7 protein-coding genes are annotated in these 16297 nt (G+C 54.9%); 5 read left to right on the forward strand and 2 right to left on the reverse strand.

The features are described 5' to 3' along the window. Window positions 1-109: 109 nt before the first annotated feature. Window positions 110-1696 carry a sugar porter family MFS transporter gene (locus IE065_RS03165; RefSeq protein ID WP_189511749.1) on the forward strand — a complete coding sequence of 529 codons (1587 nt, stop codon included), beginning with the start codon at window positions 110-112 and terminating at the stop codon, window positions 1694-1696. Window positions 1697-1798: 102 nt separating this feature from the next. Here the strand turns inward: IE065_RS03165 and IE065_RS03170 are convergent, their stop codons facing one another. Continuing rightward, window positions 1799-2269 (reverse strand): hypothetical protein, encoded by a 471-nt coding sequence (locus IE065_RS03170; RefSeq protein WP_189511751.1) that lies wholly within the window; start codon window positions 2267-2269, stop codon window positions 1799-1801. Window positions 2270-2436: 167 nt separating this feature from the next. Between IE065_RS03170 and IE065_RS03175 the strand changes: the two genes are divergently transcribed. The 4 genes from IE065_RS03175 (at window position 2437) to IE065_RS03190 (ending at window position 14227) form a co-directional block, all read left to right on the forward strand. Beyond that, entirely contained in the window at window positions 2437-3723 is a 1287-nt protein-coding gene (locus IE065_RS03175) for a carbohydrate porin (protein WP_189511753.1), read from the forward strand. A 324-nt stretch (window positions 3724-4047) separates the two neighbouring features. Continuing rightward, entirely contained in the window at window positions 4048-4584 is a 537-nt protein-coding gene (locus tag IE065_RS03180) for an RNA polymerase sigma factor (RefSeq protein ID WP_189511755.1), read from the forward strand. Further along, the gene (locus tag IE065_RS03185) at window positions 4581-7304 is read left to right on the forward strand and encodes a vWA domain-containing protein (protein WP_189511757.1); all 2724 of its coding nucleotides are present in this window, start codon (window positions 4581-4583) and stop codon (window positions 7302-7304) included. The genes IE065_RS03180 and IE065_RS03185 overlap by 4 nt, the downstream gene beginning before the upstream one ends. A gap of 23 nt (window positions 7305-7327) precedes the next feature. Continuing rightward, window positions 7328-14227 (forward strand): hypothetical protein, encoded by a 6900-nt coding sequence (locus IE065_RS03190; protein ID WP_189511759.1) that lies wholly within the window; start codon window positions 7328-7330, stop codon window positions 14225-14227. A gap of 19 nt (window positions 14228-14246) precedes the next feature. Here the strand turns inward: IE065_RS03190 and IE065_RS03195 are convergent, their stop codons facing one another. Continuing rightward, window positions 14247-16262, reverse strand: coding sequence for a Vgb family protein (locus IE065_RS03195; RefSeq protein ID WP_189511761.1), 2016 nt, complete (start codon window positions 16260-16262; stop codon window positions 14247-14249). Between the last annotated feature and the right edge of the window lie 35 nt (window positions 16263-16297).

The following is a 16297-nucleotide window of genomic DNA, read 5'->3' on the forward strand; positions in this document are numbered from 1 at the left end:
GCAAGACAAGCAATGACGGGGTAGGATACTGAGCTTTATTTTCGGACGCTCTAAATTTACTTGGAACATTGGCAAATCGCTGACATTCTTATGGTTAAACAACCCCACTATGAGTCGTGAAACCCCCTCCCCCCCTCCTACTTCCGCGAAACCATTGAATGCCGCTTTTGTGGGCGGCGTTGCTGCGCTCTCCGGCGTTCTTTTTGGCTTCGACGCATCCATTGCCGCATCAGTCGGTAGTGCGGTAAACGTGCACTTCGGACTCACCGAACAGCCTTTTCTGCAGGGTCTCTGGGTCGGAGCTGTGCCCTTGGGTGCCTTATTTGGTGCATTGTTCGGTGGTTTTGTTTCCAGCCGCTTTGGCCGGCGCAACGGTTTACTGTTTAATGCCACATTGTTCATTGTCGGAATTGTCCTAAGCTTCCTTTCACCAAGCTTTACGGTGTATGTCTTTTCCCGCCTGCTCATGGGGCTAGCTATTGGTAATAGCGCCGTGATTACGCCCATGTATATGGCTGAGGTGGCACCGCCGGAATCTCGTGGTCGCATTCTTTTTCTTTACCAACTTTCGATCGTGATCGGCATCCTCGTCAGCTTCCTTGTCGGGGTGACGGTGGACGCGCTTATCAAGGATACCGATATGAGTTGGCGGGTCATGATCGCATGCGGCCTAGTACCGGCGGCCCTGTTTTTCATTGGCATGCTCAACATGCCACGCAGCCCACGCTGGCTGGTTGAGCAAAACCGGCACGACGAAGCACGACAGATTCTCCACCGTATGGTTGGTAGTAAAAAGGCCGATGAGACGATGAAGGAAATCGAAACCGCGGCATCTCGCAAAACCGATGTTGGGCTGTCAGCGATTTTCGGGAAAACAATCCTCCCGGTCATTGCACTGGGTTTCTTTTTACAGTTTTTCCAGCAGTCCACCGGCATCAATGCCGACATGTATTTTGGGCCGGAAATATTTCGTGAAGGCGGGTTCAGCAAAACCGCGAGCATGTGGGCTCAAGTCGGTATGGGGCTGACGAACCTCATTGCGACAATCGCTTCGATCTTCATGGTCGATAAACTTGGCCGCCGAAAGCTGATGTTCATCGGTGTATCCGGCATCGTCGTCATGCTCGGTGTGCAGTCCTTTCTATTCCATCGCTACAACAACGAAGTCGCGGCCAAAGCAGCCATCACCCAATCATCGACAAGCCATATCATCAGTGATCCATCCAACCAACGCCATGTGCTCCCTAATGCCGGTGTCTCCGTGGCGCACGAATCGATTGCTGACGCACGTGATGTGGCTACCGACCAGAGCCAAGCCGTCACTCATGGAACTTCGACAACGACCTACCTCATCTTTGGCTCGATTCTGCTCTACATTATATTCTTTGCGATCAGCGCCGGCCCACTCTGCTGGCTCATGATATCCGAGGTGTTTCCGATTAAATTCCGCGGCATTGGTATGTCGATTGCCGTGGCGGCAAACTGGCTGGTCGACTACTTCGTCAGCCAACTATTTCCCGTCATGAAAGACGGCTTGGGCATGCCCACGACCTGCCTTATCTACGCGGGCTTTACGCTCTTGGGGTTAGCACTCGCAGTGAAATTTCTCCCAGAGACCAAAGGTGTGCCGCTGGAAGAAATCGAGGCCAACATCTATGCTGGCAAACCACTGCGCGAAATCGGACAACCGAAGTAGTATCCTTAAACGTGAGCGCTGAATCTGGGCGCGTATGCAGACAAGTTAACTGAGCAACAGTTCTTGAATGACTTCGTGAAATGAAAAGCGCTGAGCAAGACTCTACGGCTTCTGCTTTTTCTTAAGAATAGCCTGTAGCTGCAGCCCCGTCTGATCGTCCACTTTCGTCAAATTCAGAATGGTTGTCTTGGCACCAGCCGCCGCAGCGTTGTTAGAAAGAAAATAAAACAGCCGGCCATTCTCTAGCTTGATCACGTCGCGGCCTTTGCCTCTGCCACTAGATCCGAGGTAGATCCAGCCCGTTTCGCGGTCCAAGAAACCGTTTTCAAACTGCGGACCAACGACGGGGTTAAAATCCTTGTTCCATAGGTAGTAGAAAAGGCGGTAAGTGGTGTTGCTCCCGTCTAGAGGCTGGATGAACATGAGCATCTTCTGATGCTGAGTCCGCCCGTTGATCGTAACCGGCGAAAAGGTGTTCGTCACCCAATAGCCGTTAAAGCCGCTTTGCGCATTTACTGCGATAGGACTGATGAACAGGAGCAGGAAAAAAGTGAGGCTTGATAAATGTTTCATCGGACAAATTTGCAATTGTAGGTATAAAAGAAACCGTAATCATAGTCAACGTGCGACTGACTTACCCAGCAGTAAGATTTTCTCTCAGACTCTACTTTATTCTGGCGCTTACGAGCGCTCTTTTCTCCAGCCAAACTTATGGTCGACCCCCGAGGTAAATAAACGCCATGCGTCACTTACTCGCCTTACTCATGCTGGCTGCTGGGCCGACGTTCGCCCAAACCGAAGATACACCGGAGCAGACGCCCGCGATCAATGTCGTTAGCGGTAACCCCGCGGCAGTCAATATCGACGCTGGCACGGGGCAGCTCGGTGAATTAATCGGCCTGACGCCCGACACTGGTTTTCGCCTCGGCGGTGTCCTCTTGGCGGACTTCAATTGGTTGGTTACGGGCGGCAAAGAGCCGGGCAAAACTGGCTGGAATTTCCTCTTCATCCTTGGTGGTAATGTCGACTTGGATAAAACCATCGGCCTTCCGGGCGCGGAGGTCGGTTCGCAGTTTCTGCTCTACAAGGGCTACGATGTAAATGGCCAGGCCGGCTCCGTGCTCGGTTATAACAGCCTAGAGGCCTCCCCCCCCCTCGGTCGCACTGAGCTTTACCAACTCTGGTGGCGACAGGCGCTGCTGGACGACAGGCTTACCATTCGCGTGGGCAAGAGTGTGCCCACGATCGACTTCACTAATGTACTGGCCCCGATCCCAGTGGAAAACGAACCATTTCCCGTGCCCTCGCTAAGCGGGCTGATTTACACCCCGGCCTTTGTCAACCCAACCACTGAAGGTGCTATGCCGGGCTACTACGACAGCGCTTGGGGCGTCACTTTAAACATCACGCCCATCGAACAATTTTATGTCAACTGGGGCATATATGACGGCTCGCTTGCGTCGGGCTTCACGACGGGTGACCACGCGTTTCCGCACTTCAATGGCACCTACTTCATGATTGCTGAAATGGGGGGCACATGGAAATTGGGCGAGGACGAACTCCTAGGCCGCGCGGGCTTCGGTGGCTGGCAGCAAACAGGCAACCTTACGAACGGCACAATCACTGAAGACGGCACTTACGGATTTTACGGCTTCGCCGCGCAGACCATTTGGCAAGAGACAGGTCATGCCGATGAGTCTGGCCAAGGCATTATCGGCTTTTTCCAGTGGGGTATTAACGACTCCGAAACCATGCCTTTTAACGGCTTTATGGGCGCAGGGGCCACAGCCTTTGGCGTCATTCCAAGCCGCCCGAACGACACGATCGGCGTCGGGGCAGCTTACGGTTGGCTCAACCCAAACAACTTCCAGCGCGACCACGAACTCATGCTCCAGACCTATTATCAGGCGCAGGTGTTCGACAACTTATTCGTCCAGCCGGTCGTCACCTACATTAAAGATCCCGGTGCCTCCCCCAGCTACAGCGACGCCTGGGCCCTTAGCTTCCGTGTGACGGTTCTTTTTTAAAGCCAATCAGACGTCGTTGCCACCACAGTCTTAAGCTGAAGAAGGCGTCTGGTTACGCTCAAAGTAGACCGTGAATCACGCCTGAAAGTTGGCTAGCATTGTTTTTCATGCATTGCCTCAAAGCCTGACAATATCCTGACAGGTTCATGACAATCCCTCCTGTGGTATAATGTATAATCGCGCCAAAATCCAAGTTAACGGCCCGGCGCGAAAGTTTTTTTGGTGATATTTCTAAGGATGTCTTCGCGAGAGTGTCTTAATTTAAAAGGAGTAATTTAAACCAATCTTATATGATCCTCTAACGCCCACGCTTTACCCACCTGAATGAAACGCGACCTCGCCAGTGAGCCAGAGCCAAGGCTGAACTTAGGGGACCTCTTCGATCAACTCGAAGCGCCTTTATTGCGCTTCGCCTATAAACTCGTGATGAATGCCGAAAACGCACAGGATCTGGTCCAGGAAGCCTTTATTCGCTTGGTTCCCCACCAGACCGAAGTGAAGAAACCCCGCGCCTGGCTTTACACAACGGTGCACAATTTGGCAATGAACCAACTCAGGGGCCAAAGCAAGGTCGTCTCCCTGCAAAGTACTGTTGGCGGCGAGGATACCACCACCCCTGACTCCCAACTGCTTCCCATCGATGTTCTCGAACAACGTGAGCGCATGGGGCAGATCCGCGTTTGTCTGAAACGCCTGCCAGAGCGCGAGCGGGTGCTGATTCAGCTCAAGTATCATCAAAATTGTTCTTATCGGGAAATCGCTCAGCAAATGGGCATAACCGTGAGTAATGTCGGTTACTCGCTGCATCACGCGCTGAAGTCGTTGGAAATCGAACTGCGCCAGGAGGGCATCGCATCATGAGCGACCAAAAACCGTTACGCGAGGAACTCGAAAGCCGGATCATCGCCCAGCTCAGCGGTGAGCTTACCTCCGCTGAAAGCGAGGAACTGGAGGCAGTTGTCGCCCACGATACCGAACTTCAACAGTTTCGCGAACGTATGCGCAGCCTGATTGGAAGCATTGGCGAGGAAGCGGAATTTTTTGAACTGTCAGACGAAAATGAGGCTAATGCACCGAGCCGTCTAAGCAAAGAACGCCGGGCGCATGTACACGCTTTGATTTCGGAAAATGAACCAGCAGAAAGCAAAAAGAGACGCAGCCTTCGATTCCATTCACCGATTGTTCGAGAAGAATGGAACGCGCGACGTTTGCTGACTCACGCCGCTGTCTTGATCGTCTTGATCGGGATTCTCGCGGCTATCCTCATTCCCACTGTTGGCGGTGCCCGTAAATCAGCCCATCGAGCTGCGGAAGAAGCGGAACAAATTTACTTTTCGATGGATTCCGAAACTGAGCGTCCGTCTGCCCCGGCTTTGAGAATGCCGCCTAAGGCTTCAACACCGCCATCCCCTCGAGAGGATAACAAGCCAGGCGGGGCCTTAAATCAATTCAAGGACTACAACGCCCTATTCCAAAACGATGAGATTGTAACGCCACAGTCGGGGCCTACACGTCAGTTGGCAGGCAAAGAAACAGAAGCTTCAGCTATCGGTGGTTTCAAACCTGAAGGTCAAGGTCAGTCCGTCGCGTCCAGTGCTTCTGAGGTGCGCGATGGCTTTATCGGTAACCTTAACAGATCTGGTAGATTCGATTATGAAACGGAATATGTATATCGTAGCAAAGGCCTCGTTACTGATAAGCTTTCACCGTCTGCGGAAATCGAGTTAGGCTACATAGCAGATGATAAATCGCTGAACGGCGTGTTTTTCGGGGACCGGACTGATGGTGATGCTTTAATAGCGGGCAATCAGGATTACCTAATTTCTGAAGCCAAGCCTGCCGAACAACCCGCACGGGGTTGGAGTGGCGAAAAATTGGCCGAAAAAGATGCACATGTCTCCAGCGGGTTAGCATTAGCCAAAGAATCCACCTATGGATTGTACGCAGATTCTACCGAAAAAAAGCGCGATGGTTACGACTATTATTCCCCTAAGGATTCCAGTTCCGCTTCCACGCTCAACGATATGGCAAGCGCACCAACCGTTACCACAGCGCCAGCAGCTCCACGAACAATACCAGCGCCGGTGCTCACGGGAACGCTCGTTCTGGAAGAATCGGAACCTAAGAAGCAAAAAATCGGTGCTGACCAATCGATACTAGTCGCTGGTGAGGCAATGAAACTTCTCGAAAACACTAAACGGCGCAATAGAGTCATTCCAAGCCGCACCAGCGTACAAACGGGGGTACCTCTGCCGGAGAAAACTGCTGTCGATGCCCCCTTCTCTACCTTCTCGCTGAACGTCAGCGATGTATCCTTCCGCCTCGCAGAAGCAGCGCTGGAAAGACACACCTTGCCATCTGCCAGCGAAATTCGTGCGGAGGAATTCATCAATGCGCTTCCTCCCGAGATGCCTACCACCGCTGCTGCTCAGGATGTTCGCTTTGACTGGGAACTGTCGGACTATCCTTTTGCCCATAACCGACAGTTGCTGCGCTTCGCGGTGCAAGCGGCCTCCACGGGGCGCCTGCCATCGCAGCCCGCAAACCTCGTGCTCGTCGTGGATTGCTCCGGCTCGATGCAGCGCACTGACCGACAGGAGATATTGCGCGATTCCTTGTCAGCACTCGCGGAGAAACTGGGGCCACAGGACCGGCTCAGCGCCGTGGTTTTTGCGAGCACCGCTCGAGTGGTTGCAGATGGCACCAATGGAGCGGCGGTGGCCGATGTCATTAACCGCATCCTGACGCAGCGCCCCGAAGGCGGCACCAATCTGGAATTGGCCTTACAAGAAGCTTACGCACTGGCTCAGCGGAATCAGGTCGCTGGCGGGATCAACCGCGTGGTGCTGCTAACGGATGGCGCGGCCAACCTAGGAGAAGTCAACGCCAACGCCCTCAACAAACTCGTCACAACCAACCGCCAACGCGACATTGCCTTGGACGCCTTTGGCATCGGTTGGGATGGCTACAACGACACCCTACTCGAAGCGCTCACCCGCAACAGCAACGGGCGTTACGCGTTTCTGAATTCCCCGGAATCCGCAGGGGAAGAATTTGCGAACAAGCTCGTCGGCGCGCTCAATCTTGCCGCCGCTGACGTCAAGGTGCAGATCGAATGGAACCCAAGCCGCGTGATCAGCTATCGGCAACTCGGCTACGAAAAGCATCAGCTCAAGACGGAAGATTTTCGCAATAATGCGGTCGACGCCGCTGAGCTTTCCGCCGCCGAAGCAGGCCAAGCGCTCTATGTCGTGCAGCTGCGACCCGACGCTATTGGCGGCCTTGGCACGCTACGCGTTCGCTATTTGGACCCGCATTCCGGCCAGTATGAGGAGCTTGCCTGGCCGCTCGAATACCCCGCAAATATCACCGCGCTGGAAACCGCATCGGCCTCACATCGTTTGGCCACAGCGGGTGCCCTGCTCGCGGACAAACTTGCCCAAACGCCGAACGCTGAAGCCTACGAGCTACGCGAAGTCGAAGCCTTAACTGCCAATCTGCCACCCAGCTACAGTCAGAACAACGTAACCCAGCGGCTGCGCACAATGATACGCCAAGCCCGTCAAATCCTTTCGGAATAAACAACTAGAGCCAAAGACCTGCCATGAGAACACGCACACTCGTTTATCGTATATTTTCATTAATATACTTAATAATTAACGTTAATATCGCTCACGCCGCGCAGGCGAATGACTTCCCCATCGAGTCCATGGCAATCAATGGTGAAGCCAAAGACGGACAAGGCGTCTTGCAGTTCATCGCACGCTTACTCCCCCCCCCCGGTAGCGAAGATAAGCAGCCAATTATTTACACCTTTTCGATGGACTCCAACGTCACCGTCGAAGCTGATCGGCTTACGCAGATCACGGAGTTCCGCGCCGACGTAAAAAGCGGCAAGCTCGAAGAACTCGTCATCGACGTGGCGGGCAACGCCGAGCTTCTCGATGTGACCGGTGATGGAATCGAAAGCTGGAGCCAGCGCCAGTTAGCCAACAGCTCAAGCAGGCAACTCGTCATCAAGCTCAAGGAGCCAATGAAGTCTGGCGGAATTCCCTTCAAGGTCACCCATGAGCAGCGCTGGGAAAAGCTTCCGGCTACAGCGTCACCGATTGCCTTTAACCTAGCCGACCCTGGTCTCCTGCATGGGCAACTAAGCGTGAAGCCCAGTGCAAACGTCAGCCTCCGCGACTGGCAAAGCTCTGGCCTCAAAACTATCGATTCAAATTCGGAAAAGCCCGAGCAAGGGCGGGACTTTATCACTGATGGCCAAACGTATTCGCTAACATTCACCGTGGCACCGCCCACGAATTCGCCAAGCCGCCTCATTGATTTTCAACTCACGGGACAGTGGCAGCCAAACGCTATTGAGTTCAAGCTGACTGGAGAAATAGTCGTCGACGATCCCGATGGTGCCGATCTGCTGCTGCTATCCGGCGATGCCGCCTTTACCAAGTTACCCAATATTGATGCCACCGAAATTGTTTATCGCAATGGCGCGTACCGATTCGTCTCAAAGAAGGCTGGACGTTTCCCCATCGATAGCAACTTCGTGGCCAGTGTAAACAAACAACCCGGCAAGCGATCCGTGAAGTTTGGCCTAGCATCCAGCGCCTTGCGGCCCGTTCGACTGCTTGACATGCCCGCATCGCCTCAGCGCGTCGAACTCGGCAGCGCGCCCGTTGAGGCCAAGGACAATGCCTACCTCGGCTATCTGCCACCTACGGGGGCATTCAATCTCCAATGGACTGACCCCGCCTGGCAGGACGATCCAGCAGATCAGGCCAAGTTATTTTTCACCGCAGAAAACGTGATCGACACCGTCTTGAGCGTTGGGCTTCTACGCCAATCGCAAACGGTTAAAATCAACGTCCTGCAGGGCGCGATGTCGTCCCTCAAGCTATGGCTCGATGGCGATGGCGAGATAACCAGCGTCACCGGGCCAGCGGTATTAAACTGGGAGATCGGGCAGCCCGAGCCACAGCATTCCGGGCAACGCGCCATCACCATTCGCTTCAACCGTCCGCAAACCGAAACAACGCAAGTTGAAGTCGCCCTGCAAACTGCCTTGGGCGAGTTTCCATTTACCGTGGCCCCAGCCCGGTTGACCGTCGACGAAGCGATACGCACCGGCGGTTTCTGGAGTTTGCGCAACGCTGGTGCCGTCGAGCTGTCACCTCAGTCGGTGCAGAACCTCGCCCAGATCGCCCCGGAATTCCTCCCCCCCTCCCCCCAGCGAGAATCTGCCAAACAGGTCCTCGCCTATCGTTTTGCCGGTAACCAATACAGCTTGGGTTTGCTCGTGGACAATATCCTTCCAGAAATCGCCGTGTCAGAAATACTGCTTTATCGACTGGAAGAAAACGACCAAAGCATCAGCGCCGAGTTCGAGTGCGACATTCGCCGGGCACCCGTGCGCGATTTCCATATTTCACTGCCAGCTGGCTACTCGCTGGCGCAAGTCGACGCTCCAGCCTTAGCCGATTATTTCGTGGCGGACGAAGTGCAAGGCCAGAGCGAACTGCGCCTCGTTTTCAGTCAACCGCTTGAGGGAAAACGTGTCATCCGCCTACAGCTTGAGCGTAATGATCCACTACCGGAAACAGGCTGGGCGTTGCCCTATCTCGCACCCTTGGGCGTCAAGAGTGTGCGGGGTCACATCGGCGTGGCGGCGGGACCCGGCTTACGCCTGTCAGTCGATAACTTGACGGGCCTTGCCGAACAAGTGACCACTTATTTCCCGCAACGCATTAACGACCTGCGGCTCGCCTTACGCTTGCGGCAGCCAGATTGGTCCGGCCAACTCGGCATCGAAAAACTCAGCCAAAGCGTGCAAGCAGAATCCCTGCACTTGATCACGTTGGCAGAGGGCGCGCTCTACGGCAGCACGGTTATCAACTACGCCATTGGTGATGCCCCAGTGGAGTCCTTTCGCATCCGTATTCCCGCCGAATATCAAAACATAAATTTCTCTGGGCCAAATGTCCGGTCGTGGAAAGTGCTGGAAAACAACGAGTATCTCATCGACCTGCAACGCGCCCAAACCGGGCCCTACACGCTCCTCGTCACCTTCGAATCCAAGTTCACCCCGCAAGGCGCACGGTTGAGTTTTGGTGGCGTAGAGCCGCTCGGCGTAGAATCCGAACAAGGCTATGTGGTGGTTACCAGCGATTTCCCCTTCGACATCTCGTCGATTGAACAATCAACCGGCTTGCTCATGTTGGAACCCAACGAAATCCCGGCGGAGTTCCGGCTGCTTTACGAATCGCAAGTCCTCGCCGCATATCAGTACACCCGCCGGCCTTTTACATTGAGCTTCGAAGTGGCACCTTTCCAACAAGGCCAAACGGTCAACCAAGTCGTCGACTACACTGAGCTGAGCACTCAAGTTTCCGGCGACGGCGAACTGCTAACCACCGCGGTTTATCAACTAAAGTCCAAGGGACATCCGCATTTCCGAATGACGCTACCAGCCAACTCAAAATTGTGGAATGTCACCGTGGCCGATCAAAAAGTCACCCCCGCCGCTGATGGCGAGGCGATTCTGATTCCACTACCAGCCGGGCGAGAAGCCGACACTCCGATTCCCGTTCGCTTGCAATGGGCATCCCGCGCCGCCGATCCCCAGTATCTAAAACTCGTGGCACCCAACCTAACCACTCCCGCTCTCATGGTAAACTGGTCAGTCAGTGTAGATCCTGGTTTCAGTTTGCGCTTTGAGGGTGGCGATCTTCAACCCAGCCAAGTCATCCAGCCAACCGGCGCGTGGTCATGGTTTCGCGATATTCTGTTCGGCGATTCTTGGCTGGTCAAAATTGGCGCTCTAGCGTGTGTCATGTTCCTCATCACGGGCGTCATTTGCCTGACCAGATTCAAGCAACACAATAAGCGAACGCTGCTACTCAAGTTTTGCGCAACACTCGCGATTGTGATGGCAATAGTGGGGGGGGTAATTCTCTTGATGACGTATTCGGGAGAGGTTACACATGTGTCCACGCTGGACTTTACAACACCGCTGGAGCAATCAAGTACTCCGATGACGATCAGCATCAGCAATCGGCCCGTAGACGATCACGGTGGTAATCCAATTGGCTGGATCGGCCTCGGAATCAGCGTGCTCGCACTCGGATTCTGTACTTGGCGCAACCGCGCCGAGTCGGCGATTCCGCTACTCGAAATTGGGGCTTGGCTGCTCATGCTTTGGAGCGCGCTGCATCTAAGCGCCTCACCGATTTTCTTTGGACTGGTCATCCTCGCCGTCATGGTTCGCTACCTGTATGTTCCGGCGCGCTCCATGTCCAGAGCGACGGCTGCCGTGACTATCATTACGCTCGCGCTTTTGGGCTTTGCCTCGCCACAAACGATTGAAGCCAAAAGTATTGCGCCGCCCGTCGAGCTAACGGTTGTCGCGGAAGCAAGCCAGCGCATCGCAGTGGAAAACGATGTAGCCAACGTCAGCGCCACGCTTGTATGGGACGCCGCTGACGATGCCACGATTCCGCTGCTATCACACCCAGCTGTCCTGCAAGATATCGACCTGCCAGCAAACATTGAGCTGCGTCTCGATAAGGCAAACAATGCGGAGCTTTTTGCCAACAAGGCCGGGCGCTACACATTAATTTTGTCATACAGAGTCCCCGTCATCCAACAAGGCAACGAGCGATACATCGAGCTGCCATTGACCCCAGCGCTGACGAGTCGCGGCACCTTCTCCTTTCCTGGAAAAAATGTTGTGGTCGAATGCAAGGAGGCGGTCTCCTTTACTACGGACACACAGGGCGACCAAACGCAGACCAAGCTGGTTTTCCGTCCATCGCCCAAAGTTACGCTGCGCTGGTCGCCGGAAACCCGGGATGTGAGCAAGGAAGAGCGGGTTTACTTTGCCGAGAGCTACGAAGTTTATCAGCCCATGGCGGGGATCGTCGAGGGCTCCCACCAGATCGAAGTGCGCCCCGCTCAAGGTGTGATCGAGCAGTTGACCATTGCCACGCCCGATGCGCTAACCATTACCTCCGTCGACAGCAAGAACCTCAACAACTGGCGCTTTGACCCGGAAAAGCAAGTGGTGGAATTGTTCTTTCAGCCCGGGCATTCGTCTAACTTCAATGTCGCCATTCGCTCGCAGTACACCAGCCAGTCCCTACCCTACCAACAAGCTGTGCGACCACTTTCCTTGCCTGAGGCAAGCAGTCAGATTTCACTCGTCGCACTGGCCACGGACTCGGAAGTCCACATCGGAGAAATCAACCTGAAGCAGAATTCCGCAATCAATCTGGAAGACTTCCCGCTCAGCGCCTTGGAACTGCTAAAGCACCCCGGCAATACGCCGGTGATCCGCCGGGCCTACCGCTGGGGGGGGGGGGCAGAATCGCAATTGAAATTTGAAGCACTGGCGGTTAAGCCCGACACCCGCGTCAAGAGCGAGAGCCGCATCTCCTATGGCGAAGACCGCACGCTGTTAAACGCCGTGCTCAACATCGAAGTGAATCGTGCGGGCGTGTTCCAGCTCAGCTTTGATGTGCCGGAAAACTTTGATATCGAATCGATCAGCAGCCCCTTCCTTAGCCACTGGAGCGAAAGCACAAGCGAAGATGCCGGACGAGTCGTCACGATGCAGCTCAAACAAAAACTCCTCGGCAACACCCAATGCACAATCACGCTTTCCGGCCCCGGCTTGGCTGGCCAAAGCGAAGTTACTGCACCACGAATCCTATTGCGGGAGGCCAATCGCCAATCCGGCACGGTGCTGTTTTCCACTGAGCTAGGGTATCGCCTGACGCCCACCGTGCGTAGCATGGTGACTCAACTCGACCCTAAGGACTATGGCGTCCGCGACGCCCAGGCGCAGTTTTTCCGCTACTTGAGCGAGAAGTCCGAGCTGCAATTTAAAGTCGATGTCATCCCGCCATGGATCGAGGCATCGCAACATCAGGCTGTGTCTTTTCGTTCGGGCATGATCGAGAATCATGTGCGCATCGAGCTCTCCGTGGAGAACGCGGGCGTCCGTAAGTTAACCGTTAAAATGCCCACCGACAGCCTCGGCGTGCGCTTCAATGGTGAAGCCGTGGATCGCTTCGAGCCCGTGGAAGGCCAGGCTGGGCAGTGGGCCGTCTATCTCGATCGCAAGCGAATCGGCAAATTCATGATCAACGTCGAGTATCAACGCTCCACCCCTCAACAACCAGAGAATGAGACCATCACTGGTTTCCAACTGATGGGCATTGATCAACAGTCCGGTGCCCTGTCGCTCACAGCCCAGGGGCGGCTGGAATTAAAAATCCCCCAGATTCCAGAGTCCCTGCAAGATGCTGAGAGCCAGATGATTCCAGCCAAGTTACGGTTCCCAGTCAGCGAGCAAGGGGTCGCACAGGTCTTCCGCGTGCTCAGTCCCGATTTTTCGTTACCAGTAGAGCTCATTCGCCGCGAATCCGCCGACACCCTTCCCGCCCAAGTCCATGGCGCACAGCTGCTCACCGTGATCAGCGACAGCGGCGCGGCGCTTACACGGATGCGGATCAATCTCGACCCCGGTTCCAAGCGTTTGCTGCGGCTGAAGCTCCCGCCTCAAAGCGAATTCTGGTACGCATTTGTGAATCATCAGAGCGCTTGGCCTTGGCGTGAGGGCGACGACCTGATCTTGCAGTTGGAGGCCAGTGCCGTGGACCCCGAATCCTCGCAAGTCGAGTTTTTCTATTCCAGCAAGCTTCCAGTTTCAGGGAGACGCTTGAACCAAAATCTCGTCGGGCCGCGCGTCGACTTGCCGATGGAGGCCATCGAATGGGAAGTCTATTATCCAGACTCCTGGAGCGTTAATGAATGGGCGGGTAACATGACCCAAGAGGCAACAGAGACGCCCAGCAGCGAACTATTTTCTCTGATCTCCTACACCGAAAGAAGCCGCAAATCCACGGACGAGAAAACCGAGGAAGCCAAGTCCATGCTCGCCGCCGGCAACGTGTTGCTGGAATCGGGTCGCCAAGAAGACGCCCGCCGCGCCTTTGAGGGTGCCTATAAGCTATCCAGCAACGACGCCGCCTTCAACGAAGACGCCCGCGTCCAGTTGCAAACCCTGCGCGAGCAACAGGCCGTGGTTGGTCTTTCCCAACGGCGCAATGTCTGGTCCGACAGTCAGATGGAGTCGCAAAGCGCCGCACAAAGCAAAGTGGACATCATGAACTATCGCCAGAAAGACGCCCAACAACTGCTCCAAGCCAACAGCATTGATGACAACGCGGCTCTGCGCGAAGTCGCTCAGGAACTGCTGCAACAGCAGGAAGCCGCCCTCATCCGACCACAGGCGCTACTGACCACCATTCCCGAACAAGGTAAATCGGCTCGCTTTCTTCGCTCCTTGCAGGTCGACGATCAAGCCGATTTGCTGATCAGCTTTTCCGGGCATCGCCAACAGTTTGGCCAATTCTGGACCAACCTGGGTGCTTTTGCCGCCTTGGTGTTCTTCGTGTTCCTCCTCGCTGGAGCCAATCGCCTGATGCGGAGAAACGCATAAAGCAATTGGGCGTTTTTCGTTAGAAAAGCACCGGAGGGGGGGGGGCTAGGCCAACGAAAATCACGATGCCATCTCCGCCTGGATTGTCACCTGCGTTGTCGATGTCGAAGTCGGGCTTCCAGTTGTTGACCGTCCAGATGTTGCCCGCGGCGTCAATCTGGAGGCTCGTCTGGCGCATGAGCGGCGAGAAGCTGGGTGGGCCATCGGGGCCATAAAGTGGTTCATTGTTGGCTAGTAACACTTGGTCACCCGCGGAAGGCACGGTGAACCCGGTGTCAGGCGACAAAGGATCACCTAGCGTTTTACGGCGTGGCCAAGAATCTGGATTGGCCCCACAAATCTTGCTAATACCACCGTCGGTAAAGTTGCTTCCGCTTTCGAGCGGGCCAAAATTCGAGATCCAGACATTGTCTTCGCCGTCAATAGCCAATCCCCATGGGCCATTAATTCCGCCGCCCGAGAAAGCGCCTAGCACAACGCCTTCGGGGCTGATGCAATAAACAGTATCATTGCCTTGAGAGGCCAACCAGGCGTTACCTTGAGAGTCAGAGACAACAACCTTCAGCGTGTCACCAATTGGTAACAAAATCGTTTGCTCCAGTTCGCCAAAGGCATTCAGTTTAACTTTGGCCAAGCTGCTGGTAAACTGGCCGTCCAACCCGCCGGAATCGGCAACCCATGCGCTGCCGTCAGGGTTAATCGACAGGCCAAAGGGCCGGCTGCCATTGTATTGCTTGAGGCTCACGGCATTATCCGGATCGCCGTCTTTAAAGACCACAACACTGTCGTTCTCGAAACTGGAGACCCAGACATTGCCGTCGGCGTCTATCTCGATGGCCTGTGCCCGCCAAACGCCGCCGAAAAATCCATCTGGATTGGAAAGGACTTCGCCGTCCTCTGCCTTAACGAGGGAAACACTCCCTGTGCCGTTGCCAATTGGGCTATCGGGGGTTTGAGACGGGTAATAATCGGGTCCGCCCCAGCCAAAATTAGCGACCCATACTTGGTCTTGCGCATCAATCGCCACGCCCCAGCCGCCGCCGTAAATACCACCACCAGTAATCGGAGAGACCGGGCTGCCGTTGGTCCCATCAGCCGGTTGGCCATTGGGCTGCAGCACGATGAGGTAGTCACCGGAATTCGGCGAACCCTGAGGCACATTGTTGGGAATCCAAGCGTAACCCCAGGCGTCAAAGGCAACATTAGCCGGGCCGCCGAACTGCATAGTGTCGTCATTACCCGAGTGGTTAACCTTCACTGTTACCGTCCAGGCGTCAGGCATTTTTTCCAATGCTGGAGTGAAGGCGGGACGAAATTTGGATAAGCGATATAGATGAGAGACATTCTTGCCGGGATCACGGGCGAGATTGGCCAAGGCGACCGCGGTGTTTGCGGGCGAAGGCTTGCCGTATTCCTTAGTCGAGCGTATCAACGACGCAGCAATGTAGGGATTGATCGCACAACGGTGCAGCAGGCTCGCCAAGGAGCGCGTCATGCGAAGCGAATTGGTCTGATCGGCATTCGGAGAATTCAGCAGCACGGGCGAAGATTCCCCCGTTGCTGGCGTCACGATGTTATCATTCATCATGGCGGCAATCGTCAGGGCAAAGGGGTCGCCGGAAATTTGGCCTGACCGATAAAATTGAGCCATCGAATAAGACGAAGCCACGGTGGTCAGCTCGTTGATGGTCGTTTCAGCGGGTAATTCCGGGCCCAAAACCGTAACGAATCTAACACGTGGCCGCAGATCTGCCGTCACAAAGAAAATGCTGTCGGTCGCATCAACGTCCGTCTCAATGAGAAACTGCCCGGAGCCGTTGGTCTTCGCACTCCCGCGCTTGATTGGGGCTGCCTCCGTCGCTTCGTAGAGCGTTACATTGACGTTTGAGATGAGACGGCTGCTCGTCGCACCGCCTAATTCAAGTGTCCCAGCAAGTTCTGCCGCTTGCGCGACACTCAGACTGCCTGCAAGCAACGGGAAGATAAATAATCCGGCAAACGTCCGGGCCGTTTTTTGATAAAAAAGCTTCATCATAATTTTCTACAATAGGTTATAATGGGAAAAATCGG

The organism is Cerasicoccus arenae (assembly GCF_014651635.1).
GTDB lineage: Bacteria > Verrucomicrobiota > Verrucomicrobiia > Opitutales > Cerasicoccaceae > Cerasicoccus > Cerasicoccus arenae.